The organism is Corynebacterium sp. HMSC072A02 (assembly GCF_001810085.1).
Taxonomy (GTDB): domain Bacteria; phylum Actinomycetota; class Actinomycetes; order Mycobacteriales; family Mycobacteriaceae; genus Corynebacterium; species Corynebacterium hesseae.
Genome location: NZ_KV799855.1, coordinates 59,193 through 69,593 on the forward strand (window position 1 = coordinate 59,193; position 10,401 = coordinate 69,593).

The window sequence follows — 10,401 nt, forward strand, 5'->3', positions numbered from 1 at the left end:
AATTTGTAGATCCTCATCACGTTTTCTTCTTCCACAGCAGATCAGAAGGGTCATCGCCCTTGTGATTAACCCTGTGATCAGCGCAGACAGATCTGGGGATGAATTGTGGATAACTTTGACCCCGACCCAGTTACTCACATTTCTTGTCATTTGATCACAGTGATCCCACACCCCGACTCACAGATCGTTTCACCGTGAAGAGCTTGGCTTTTAGCGGGTTGTCCACAGATCCCACAGCGCTTATTACTACTCCTATTTTGTTTTCTCCCTAACCAAGAAGAAAAAGGATGTGTGTGATTCGTCGGCGCCCTGCACGGTCGCGCGCTTGAATCGCAAAGCAGGGAGGGTGAATGACAAAATCCTGTGCTTCGGCACCGATCCTGTAAGTTGGAGTGAGCTTGCAAGAATCTTCCATCCGCAACTAGAGGAGCGTCTCACCATCATGGAGCAGTCCGTGTCATTTCGCGTTGCCAAAGATGATCTCGCTAACGCCGTAGCGTGGGTCGCGCGCAGCCTTCCTTCGAAGGTCACCCAACCAGTACTGCGCGCCATGCTGATCACCGCGGATGACAATGGTTTGGAATTCACCGGCTTCGACTACGAGGTTTCCACCCGCGTGCGCATCGCCGGCATGGTGGATGAGCCGGGACGCATCGCTGTGGCCGGTAAGTTGCTCTCTGATATCGTTGCTTCCTTGCCCAACAAGGAAATTGAGATGACGCAGGAGGATAACAAGGTTCTGTTGACCTGTGGTTCTTCGCGCTTCGAACTGCCGCTCATCCCGCTGGATGATTACCCCCAGCTCCCTGTCCTGCCGGAGGTCACCGGCACCATTAACCCGCAGCTCTTCGTCGAAGCCATCAGTCAGGTTGTCGCCGCGGCCGGCAAGGATGACACGCTGCCGATGCTCACCGGCGTGCACATCGACATCAATGGTTCCCACGTGGAAATGACGGCAACGGACCGCTTCCGCCTGGCCATGCGCACCTTCGAGTGGGAGCCGGTATCTCCTGACGTCCAGGCCAAGCTCCTCGTCCCAGCCAAGACGCTGCAGGAGACCGGCCGTTCCCTGGACACGCACCTCAACATCCCGGTTGAAATCGCCGTGGGCACGGGTGAGAACATCGCTGCCGAAGGCCTGTTCGGCCTGCATGCGGATAACCGCGAGACCACCACCCGCATGCTGGACGCGGATTTCCCCAACGTTGCTCCCTTGCTGCCCAAGACCCACAGCGCCATGGCCAGCATCGAGGTTGCTCCGCTCCAGGAAGCCATTCGCCGCGTCTCGTTGTTGACGGATCGCAATGCGCAGATCCGCATGGAATTTAGCGAAGGCGAGGTGACCTTGGCAGCCGGTGCGGACTCCGGCCGCGCAAGCGAATCCCTGCCTTGTGCTTTCAACGGCCGTGAGGACTTCGTCATCGCCTTCAACCCGTCCTACCTCAAGGATGGATTGGCCGTGGTCCACACGGACCGCGTGGTCTTTGGATTTACCGAACCTTCGCGCCCGGCAATCATGATTCCGGAGCCGGAAGAGCTGCCGGCGGCCAACGAAGACGGCTCTTTTCCTACCCCGGAGACTGACTTCACTTACCTCTTGATGCCGGTGCGCTTGCCAGGCTAGGCCATATGTACATTCGCGATCTCGATGTCAGGGACTTCCGCTCCTGGCCCGAGCTCACCCTCAGGCTGAAACCGGGGATCACCCTGTTTGTCGGCCGCAACGGTTTCGGCAAGACCAATATCGTCGAGGCCATCGGGTATACCGCGCATCTTTCTTCGCACCGTGTGGCCCACGATGCCCCCCTCGTGCGCCACGGCGCGCACAATGCCCGCATCTCCGCCACCGCGGTGAACCAGGGCAGAGAGCTCACCGCGCACTTGCTCATCAAACCCCACGCGGCCAACCAGGCGCAGATCAACCGCACGCGCCTGAAGTCCCCGCGCGAGTTACTTGGCGTGGTGAAAACCGTGTTGTTTTCCCCGGAGGATTTGTCCCTCGTGCGCGGCGAACCTGCAGCACGCCGCCAGTATTTGGATGACATCATTGCCTCCCGCACGCCACGCCTGGCGGGAGTGAAAGCTGATTATGACAAGGTCCTGAAGCAGCGCAATGCCTTGTTGAAGTCGGCGTCGCCAAGCTTGCGCCGGGGCTACAGCGACAGTGACGGTGCCTCGGCGCTGGCCACTCTCGACGTGTGGGATACGCAGCTGTCTTCCCTCGGCGCGCAGGTGATTCAGGCACGCCTAGCGCTTGTCGACGAACTCCGCGAGCACATTCCCGCCGCTTATGCCGGGCTCGCCCCGGAGTCGCGACCGGCCGCCATTGACTACAAATCCACCGTGGACATCTCAGACCGCGAGGTTATCGAGGCCATGATGCTCACCGAGCTTGCCACGAAGCGTCAACGAGAGATCGAACGCGGCATCTCGCTCGTTGGCCCGCACCGCGACGATCTGGTGCTCAACCTTGGCACGAGCCCCGCCAAGGGCTTTGCCAGCCACGGCGAGACCTGGTCCTATGCCATCTCCTTGCGGCTGGCGGAGTTCAACCTGCTGCGCCAAGACGGCACTGATCCGATTCTCATCCTTGATGATGTCTTCGCCGAGCTCGATGCGAAAAGGCGCGAAAAGCTCGTTCACCTCGCCGCGGGTGCGGAGCAGGTGCTCATTACTGCGGCGGTGGATGAGGATTTGCCTGGAAATTTGCAGCCCATTGAACGCTTTACGGTCACAGTGCGCGACACCGACGAGGGCCGAATCTCCGAGATCACTCCGTATACGGCGGGCGGTGACGAGGATGACTGAGCAGGACTTCGATCCGGTCAAGGCGCTCTTCGAGCGCACGCGAAGTAATTCCAAGAACCCGCCGAAGCTCAACAAGCCGGCTCCCAAGATGAACCTGACGCCGACTCCTTCGGAGCAACAGCCAACGCCGTATCGGCGTGGCCGGCCGAGCGGACCCGATGGCCGCCGCCGGCGCCGCAGCCTCGAGATCCCTAGCCTCGGCGCACAGATTCAACGAGAGATTGGCAAACGCGGCTGGGAACACGAATTGGCTCATGGTTGGGTCATGGGCAATTGGGAAAACCTTGTCGGCGAGCGCATCGCCGCGCATACGCAGCCGCTCACCATCAAGGACCAGGTTGTCTACGTGGCGTGTGATTCCTCCAGCTGGGCCACCGAGCTGCGTTACTTGCAGCGCCCCATTTTGCAGAAGATTGCTGATCGCCTCGGCCCGGACGTGGTGGTTAAGCTGCACATTCAGGGCCCCAAGCAGCACCGCAACTATGAGGGCCGCCAATGGGTCAAGCCGCAAGGTTCGCAAGATACGTATGGCTGATTTTGGGTGACCGCGAAATTCACGCAAATTTGGGGCTCTCACGGGCGTGCAGTGCCCTTGCGTGGGGGGACACAGTGTAGAATGGCTAGAGTCTTAGATTTAGCTCTAGCCAAAAGGAGAACACGAATCCGTGGCTGAACAACACGCATATGATGCGGGGTCAATCACAATTCTGGAGGGCCTCGAAGCCGTCCGTAAGCGCCCCGGCATGTACATCGGTTCTACCGGTGCCCGTGGCCTGCACCACCTGATCTGGGAGATCGTTGACAACTCCGTCGATGAGGCGATGGCGGGCTTTGCCGACAAGGTCATCGTCACCCTCCGCGAAGACGGCGGCATCGAAGTTATCGATAACGGCCGTGGTATCCCGGTGGAGATGCACGCCTCTGGCGTTCCCACCGTCCAGGTGGTCATGACCCAGCTGCATGCCGGCGGTAAGTTCGACTCCGAATCCTATGCCGTTTCCGGCGGCCTCCACGGCGTGGGTATCTCTGTGGTCAACGCTTTGTCCACTCGCGTCGAGGCAGACATCAAGCGCGACGGCAAGCACTGGTACCAGAACTTCAACAACGCCATCCCGGATGAACTCGTGGAAGGCGATAATGCTCGCGGTACTGGTACCACCATCCGTTTCTGGCCGGATCCGGAGATCTTTGAGACCGTCGAGTTTAATTACGACACGATCGCTCGCCGCCTGCAGGAGATGGCCTTCCTGAACAAGGGCCTGACCATCGTGCTGCGCGATGAGCGCGCCATCTCTAAGGAACAGGCCGAACTGGAGGAGATCGCCGAGGCTGGCGATGCCCCAGTGAGCCTGAGCAGCTTGGATGAGAAGGGGGAGTCCACTGAGGCTGCCGACGGTGACGAAGACCAGGCCTCCAAGAAAAAGAAGAAGGAAGTCACCTACCACTACCCAAACGGTCTGCAGGACTATGTTGAGCACCTCAACAAGAACAAGACCGCCATCCACCCCACCATCGTTGCCTTCGACGTTAAGGGTGAGGACCATGAGGTGGAAATCGCGCTGCAGTGGAACCAGGGCTACAAGCAGTCCGTCCACACCTTCGCCAACACCATTAACACTCACGAAGGCGGCACGCACGAGGAAGGCTTCCGCGCGGCGCTGACCTCCCTGATGAACCGCTATGCCAAGGAGCACAAGCTCCTCAAGGAAAAGGATGGCAACCTTTCCGGCGAAGACTGCCGCGAAGGCCTTGCTGCCGTCATTTCCGTCAAGGTTGGTGATCCGCAGTTCGAAGGCCAGACCAAGACGAAGCTGGGTAACTCGGAGATTCGAGGATTTGTCCAGCGCTCCGTTAACGAGCACCTCAACGATTGGTTCGATGCCAACCCGGCTGAGGCCAAGGTCATCATCAACAAGGCCGTGTCCTCTGCGCACGCCCGCGTGGCGGCACGAAAGGCGCGCGAATTGGTACGCCGCAAGTCCGCCGGTGACCTCGGTGGCCTTCCGGGTAAGTTGGCGGATTGCCGTTCCAAGGACTCAAAGCTCTCTGAGCTCTACATCGTGGAGGGTGACTCCGCAGGCGGTTCCGCCAAGGGCGGCCGCGATTCCATGTTCCAGGCCATCCTGCCGCTGCGCGGCAAGATCCTCAACGTGGAAAAGGCCCGCATGGACAAGGTGCTCAAGAACGCTGAGGTCCAGGCCATCATTACGGCCCTGGGCACCGGCATCCACGAAGAATTCGACATTTCCAAGCTGCGCTATGACAAGATCGTGCTCATGGCGGATGCTGACGTCGACGGCCAGCACATTGCTACGCTGCTGCTGACCCTGCTCTTCCGTTTCATGCCGCAGCTGGTTGAGGATGGCCACGTCTTCCTGGCTAACCCGCCGCTGTACAAGCTGAAGTGGGGCAAGGGCCAGCCGGGCTACGCCTTCTCCGACGCCGAGCGTGACAAGCTGCTTGCTGAGGGCCTGGAGCAGGGACGCAAGATCAACAAGGATGACGGCATCCAGCGCTACAAGGGTCTGGGTGAGATGAACGCCTCCGAGTTGTGGGAGACCACCCTGGATCCGACCACCCGCGTGCTTCGCCGTGTGGATCTGGAGGACGCCCAGCGCGCCGACGAGCTCTTCTCCATCCTCATGGGTGATGACGTGTCTGCTCGCCGCTCCTTCATTACCCGCCGTGCGAAGGACGTACGCTTCCTCGACGTCTAAACGCTAGCCCAAAACCCGCAAAGACCAGCACCTCATATGAGGTGCTGGTCTTATTTCGTCGTTAAGCAGGCGCCTAAACAGTACCCATATGGCGCTGCAGAACGCTGCCGATGGTCGCGACGTTGGGCTCCAGAATCGAGGAGGCCTTGCCGCGCAGTGACTTGTAGGTGCGGGCGATGCCAGGCGCGTTCACATTCTCCGCGGCCTTGTCCGCGGTTGCCATGATGGCGGCGGTAATCTCAGCGCTGCGCCCGTCCAGGTAGGTGCCGAAGTCAGACTGCTCAGAGCCCTCGAATTCCTTCCAATAGGAATCCAGGCTGTTGAGCAGCTCCGGAAGCATCTGGTTGATTCCCTTGGACAAGACCTTTGAATCTGCCTTCTTGGCGGCGCCTAAAGCGCCTTTGAAGGCCATTCCGGAAATGCCGGAGAGCGAAGAGACGGTGTCATCGGCGGCCGTGGCCAAGTCCGCCACTACGGCGTTGCGGGTAGGGGATTGGAGAAGCTGGGTGAGGTTTGTCATACAGGCGAGCTTACTGTGCCGGTGCGGTGGATCCCGCCTTGAGCGCGGCGAGCTGGTCAGCAATCTCCGGGAAGCCATTGGTGCGGGCCAGGCGCTCGAGGTCGAAGTCGAGGCCACCTTCGTAGAGGCGGCTATTCTCAGAAGAACCGGAGGAGCCGGCCATCCCGATCTGGGCGGCAAACTCGTCTACCTGGGCGCGCAGTGCCGGGACGTTATCCACTACTAGCTTGAGCAGTGCCGCTGCGGCGGCGATGCTACCGCCGATGATGAGCGTCATGTCGATCGGGGTGGAGCCGGTGAGGGAGGAGCCGGCTTCGCCCTGCTCGAAGTCGGGGTTGAGGTTGTTCTGCCAGTCATTGTCGGCGGTCTTAGCGCTCGCAGCCGGCGTTGCGGCGGTGGCGAGGGTGGTAGCCACGACACCGGCGGCGAGGAACTTCTTCAAAGACTTCGAGGGCATAGGGGGATTCCTTCCTACAAGGGAATAGAGACTTCTATATCATGTTTAACTTACATAACTTCTGCAACAGAAAGATAGACCTCGGCGCAAAATCGCGCGAATTCTTCATTCTTTCCGCTGAGCGCGGGGACAGAACGCAAGACTGTCTCCAGTGATTCCGCCGCCGCATCGCGGTTGCCATGAACGGCAATTCCCTCAATGGTGGCCGTGCTCGCGGCGGCCGCGGCGGCTAGTGCGGCGAAATTACTAATCCGTACCCGATGGGCTCGACAAAACTCACGGGCGATGAGGAGCAGTTGTTCCACGTTCACTGGCGTGCGCCTCGGGCCTGGCGGATCTCCGCTTCTAATTCTGAACGCCCAGGCAGCAGCCGGCGCGCGGTGTCCTGTACGGCGGCATCGGTGAGGGTTCGCGCAGCCGCCGCAACAACGGCGCGGACCACCGCCTCGTGCTTGGAGGTTCCTTGCGCGGAAGCCAACAAGGTCAGCGCATGGTCTTGGTCCGGGGTCAGGCGCAGCGTCATAGCCATAGAGGACATGGTATCATCGTGATACCACAGCTGTGCCACAAACGGCCTTATACGGCCCTAGAAGGTAGGATAGGGCGTTATGAGCGACAATAACGGTGATCTTTTCGATCGCATCCAACCAATTGACATCAATGAGGAGATGGAGTCGAGCTACATCGACTACGCCATGTCCGTCATCGTCGGCCGCGCCCTGCCGGAGGTGCGCGACGGCCTCAAGCCGGTTCACCGCCGCATCCTCTACGCCATGTATGACTCCGGTTACCGCCCGGATCGCGGCTACGTAAAGTCCGCCCGCCCAGTCTCGGACACGATGGGCCAGTTCCACCCGCACGGTGACGTCGCTATCTACGACACCCTCGTGCGCCTAGCCCAGCCGTGGAACATGCGCTATCCGCTGGTCGACGGCCAAGGTAACTTCGGCTCCCGCGGTAATGACGGCCCGGCAGCTATGCGTTATACCGAGTGCCGTATGACGCCGCTGGCCATGGAGATGGTGCGCGATATTCGCGAGAATACCGTCGACTTCGCGCCGAACTATGACGGCAAGACGCAGGAGCCGACTATCCTGCCCTCCCGCGTTCCGAACCTGCTGATGAACGGCTCCGGCGGTATCGCCGTCGGTATGGCCACCAATATCCCGCCGCACAACCTCAACGAGTTGGCGGAGGCTATTTATTGGCTGCTGGATAACCCGAATGCTTCTGAGGAAGAAGCCTTGGCTGCGTGCTTGGAGCGCGTCAAGGGTCCAGATTTCCCGACTGCGGGCCTCATTGTGGGCGACCAAGGCATCAAGGATGCCTACACCACCGGCCGCGGCTCCATCCGTATGCGAGGTGTGACCTCCATTGAGGAGGTGGGCAACCGTCAGACCATCGTGATCACTGAGCTGCCCTACCAGGTCAACCCGGATAACATGATCTCCAACATCGCGGAGTCCGTGGTCAACGGCAAGATCGCCGGAATCGCCAAGATCGAGGACGAGTCCTCTGACCGCGTGGGTATGCGCATCGTGGTCACCCTCAAGCGTGACGCCGTGGCTCGCGTGGTGCTCAATAACCTGTACAAGCACTCTCAGCTGCAGACCTCCTTCGGCGCGAACATGCTCTCCATCGTCGATGGCGTGCCGCGCACCCTGCGCCTCGATCAGATGCTGGGCTACTACGTTGCTCACCAGATCGAGGTCATCGTCCGCCGTACCCAGTTCCGCCTGGATGAGGCGGAGAAGCGCGCCCACATCTTGCGCGGCTTGGTTAAGGCGCTCGACATGCTCGATGAGGTCATCGCGCTGATCCGCCGTTCCCCGACGGTGGAGGAGGCACGTGACGGCCTGATGCAGCTTCTCGGCGTCGACGAGATCCAGGCCGATGCCATCCTGGCCATGCGTTTGCGCCGCCTGGCTGCCCTGGAACGTCAAAAGATCATTGATGAGTTGGCGGAGATCGAGGAGATCATCGCGGACCTCAAGGACATCCTGGCCCGCGAGGAGCGCCAGCGTCAGATCGTCCACGATGAGCTGGAGGAGATCGTCGAAAAGTACGGCGATGAGCGCCGTACCCAGATCGTCGCCGCTTCCGGTGACGTGTCCGATGAAGACCTCATTGCCCGCGAGAATGTCGTTGTCACCATCACCGCTACCGGTTACGCCAAGCGCACCAAGGTGGATGCCTACAAGGCACAGAAGCGCGGTGGTAAGGGCGTGCGCGGCGCGGAGCTCAAGCAGGACGATATTGTCAAGAACTTCTTCGTCTGCTCCACGCACGACTGGATCCTGTTCTTCACCAACTTCGGCCGCGTCTACCGCCTCAAGGCCTACGAGCTTCCGGAGGCCGGCCGCACCGCCCGCGGCCAGCATGTGGCCAACCTGCTGGAGTTCCAGCCGGAGGAGAAGATCGCCCAGGTCATCCAGATTCAGTCCTATGAGGACGCTCCTTACCTGGTCCTTGCTACCCAGCAGGGCCGCGTGAAGAAGTCCCGCCTCACCGACTACGAGTCCGCACGTTCCGCTGGGCTCATCGCCATCAACCTCAACGAGGGCGATGCGCTGATCGGCGCCCAGCTGGTCAACGAGGGCGATGACATCCTGCTCACCTCTGAGCAGGGCCAGGCCATCCGCTTTACTGCCGACGACGACCAGCTCCGCCCGATGGGCCGCGCTACCGCCGGCGTGAAGGGTATGCGCTTCCGCGGCGATGACCAGCTGCTGTCCATGTCTGTGGTCAACGACGGTCAGTTCCTCCTGGTTGCCACCTCCGGCGGCTACGGCAAGCGCACGGCCATCGAAGAGTACACCCCGCAGGGCCGCGGCGGCCTCGGCGTGATGACCTTCAAGTACACCCCGAAGCGCGGCAAGCTCATTGCGGCTATCGCTGTGGACGAGGACGACGAGATCTTCGCCATCACCTCCGCCGGCGGCGTGGTGCGCACTGAGGTAAACCAGATTCGCCCGAGCTCCCGCGCCACCATGGGCGTGCGTTTGGTCAACCTGGCTGACGACGTCGAGCTGCTGGCCATTGACCGCAACGTTGAGGATGATGGTGAGGAAGACGCCCAGGCAGTAGCCAAGGGCGAGAAGTCCGTGGAGGACGTCAAGCCTGAGCACCTCAAGCTTGGGGAAGACTCCCAGCAGGACGAAGCTGACAGCAAGGATGCCGATAAGGACGAGGAGTAACCCATGATTGGACGAGAGCTTCACCTAGCCCGGATTTCGCCCATGTCGGCGTTCCGCGTTGGCTTGGCCATGTCCCTCGTCGGCCTCGTTGCCTGGCTCATTGCCGTGTGCTTGTTGTACGTCGGCCTTGACCAGGCGGGCATCTGGGATTCCTTCAATAGCCTCGTCGGCGGTGTTGGCGGCGGCTTTGAGGTCTCCTTCGGATTGGTCGTCTCTGCGGCCGCTCTGTTTGGTGCCATCATCGCTGTGCTGATGACCATCCTGGCGCCCATCATGGCGGTAATCTATAACGCCATCGTGGACGTATTCGGCGGATTCAAGATTCGACTGCAAGACGAACCGTATAACTAGCGAATATCACCGAGAAAAACTACATATGACCAGGCGATTTGTAATAGATCGCCGGTCCTATGTAGAGTAACTACTCGTTCCGGTCAAGGGCCTATAGCTCAGTCGGTTAGAGCGCATCGCTGATAACGATGAGGTCGCTGGTTCGATTCCAGCTAGGCCCACCACGGAACAATGGGGCATTAGCTCAATTGGTAGAGCATCTGCTTTGCAAGCAGAAGGTCAGGAGTTCGATTCTCCTATGCTCCACAGCATAAGTGGAAGGCGCCCGGCGGAAACGCTGGGCGCTTTTCGCGTTCGGCCAAACTGGTCACACAGGGGGGCTTAAGGGACATTTCGTGTGGATTTGCGGCG

The 10,401-nt window shown here is 60.3% G+C and carries 10 protein-coding genes and 2 tRNA genes; 8 read left to right on the forward strand and 4 right to left on the reverse strand.

From position 1 onward, the window contains the following. The first annotated feature begins 442 nt into the window (after positions 1–442). From dnaN to gyrB, 4 genes are all read left to right on the forward strand, one after another. Entirely contained in the window at positions 443–1,624 is a 1,182-nt protein-coding gene (gene dnaN, locus HMPREF2698_RS08515; RefSeq protein WP_070563703.1) for a DNA polymerase III subunit beta, read from the forward strand. 5 nt (positions 1,625–1,629) lie between these two features. Beyond that, positions 1,630–2,808 carry a DNA replication/repair protein RecF gene (recF, locus tag HMPREF2698_RS08520; RefSeq protein ID WP_070533584.1) on the forward strand — a complete coding sequence of 393 codons (1,179 nt, stop codon included), beginning with the start codon at positions 1,630–1,632 and terminating at the stop codon, positions 2,806–2,808. Further along, positions 2,801–3,343, forward strand: coding sequence for a DciA family protein (locus HMPREF2698_RS08525; RefSeq protein WP_070563706.1), 543 nt, complete (start codon positions 2,801–2,803; stop codon positions 3,341–3,343). Before recF ends, HMPREF2698_RS08525 begins: the two co-directional genes overlap by 8 nt. A gap of 130 nt (positions 3,344–3,473) precedes the next feature. After that, positions 3,474–5,525, forward strand: a complete 2,052-nt coding sequence (gyrB, locus tag HMPREF2698_RS08530) for a DNA topoisomerase (ATP-hydrolyzing) subunit B (protein ID WP_070521954.1) — start codon at positions 3,474–3,476, stop codon at positions 5,523–5,525. Positions 5,526–5,598: 73 nt separating this feature from the next. On the opposite strand, the gene HMPREF2698_RS08535 is transcribed toward gyrB, so the two are convergent. From HMPREF2698_RS08535 to HMPREF2698_RS08550, 4 genes are read right to left on the reverse strand one after another with little or no spacing between them, the layout of a single operon-like run. After that, a complete protein-coding gene (locus HMPREF2698_RS08535) occupies positions 5,599–6,045 on the reverse strand; it encodes a DUF6918 family protein (RefSeq protein ID WP_070563709.1) in 447 nt (148 codons plus the stop codon). A gap of 10 nt (positions 6,046–6,055) precedes the next feature. Beyond that, a complete protein-coding gene (locus HMPREF2698_RS08540) occupies positions 6,056–6,502 on the reverse strand; it encodes a hypothetical protein (protein ID WP_070524948.1) in 447 nt (148 codons plus the stop codon). A 50-nt stretch (positions 6,503–6,552) separates the two neighbouring features. Continuing rightward, entirely contained in the window at positions 6,553–6,813 is a 261-nt protein-coding gene (locus HMPREF2698_RS08545) for a cell filamentation protein Fic (RefSeq protein WP_070563712.1), read from the reverse strand. Beyond that, a complete protein-coding gene (locus HMPREF2698_RS08550; RefSeq protein WP_070533755.1) occupies positions 6,810–7,031 on the reverse strand; it encodes a CopG family transcriptional regulator in 222 nt (73 codons plus the stop codon). The genes HMPREF2698_RS08545 and HMPREF2698_RS08550 overlap by 4 nt, the downstream gene beginning before the upstream one ends. 79 nt (positions 7,032–7,110) lie before the next feature. On the opposite strand from HMPREF2698_RS08550, the gene gyrA reads away from it, so the two are divergent. The 4 genes from gyrA to HMPREF2698_RS08570 all read left to right on the forward strand — a co-directional run bounded on the left by gyrA (position 7,111) and on the right by HMPREF2698_RS08570 (position 10,296). Then, positions 7,111–9,699 (forward strand): DNA gyrase subunit A, encoded by a 2,589-nt coding sequence (gene gyrA / locus HMPREF2698_RS08555; RefSeq protein ID WP_070563715.1) that lies wholly within the window; start codon positions 7,111–7,113, stop codon positions 9,697–9,699. A 3-nt stretch (positions 9,700–9,702) separates the two neighbouring features. After that, the gene (locus tag HMPREF2698_RS08560) at positions 9,703–10,050 is read left to right on the forward strand and encodes a DUF3566 domain-containing protein (protein ID WP_070563718.1); all 348 of its coding nucleotides are present in this window, start codon (positions 9,703–9,705) and stop codon (positions 10,048–10,050) included. Positions 10,051–10,137: 87 nt separating this feature from the next. Beyond that, positions 10,138–10,214, forward strand: a tRNA-Ile gene (locus tag HMPREF2698_RS08565). 9 nt (positions 10,215–10,223) lie between these two features. Then, positions 10,224–10,296, forward strand: a tRNA-Ala gene (locus HMPREF2698_RS08570). Positions 10,297–10,401: the final 105 nt, after the last annotated feature.

Excerpts from the sequence above, each read along its gene's own strand:
- dnaN (WP_070563703.1), top strand. The coding sequence starts at position 443 with ATGGAGCAGTCCGTGTCATTTCGCGTTGCCAAAGATGATCTCGCTAAC.
- recF (WP_070533584.1), top strand. The coding sequence starts at position 1,630 with ATGTACATTCGCGATCTCGATGTCAGGGACTTCCGCTCCTGGCCCGAG.
- HMPREF2698_RS08525 (WP_070563706.1), top strand. The coding sequence starts at position 2,801 with ATGACTGAGCAGGACTTCGATCCGGTCAAGGCGCTCTTCGAGCGCACG.
- HMPREF2698_RS08535 (WP_070563709.1), bottom strand. The coding sequence starts at position 6,045 with ATGACAAACCTCACCCAGCTTCTCCAATCCCCTACCCGCAACGCCGTA.
- HMPREF2698_RS08540 (WP_070524948.1), bottom strand. The coding sequence starts at position 6,502 with ATGCCCTCGAAGTCTTTGAAGAAGTTCCTCGCCGCCGGTGTCGTGGCT.
- HMPREF2698_RS08550 (WP_070533755.1), bottom strand. The coding sequence starts at position 7,031 with ATGGCTATGACGCTGCGCCTGACCCCGGACCAAGACCATGCGCTGACC.
- gyrA (WP_070563715.1), top strand. The coding sequence starts at position 7,111 with ATGAGCGACAATAACGGTGATCTTTTCGATCGCATCCAACCAATTGAC.
- HMPREF2698_RS08560 (WP_070563718.1), top strand. The coding sequence starts at position 9,703 with ATGATTGGACGAGAGCTTCACCTAGCCCGGATTTCGCCCATGTCGGCG.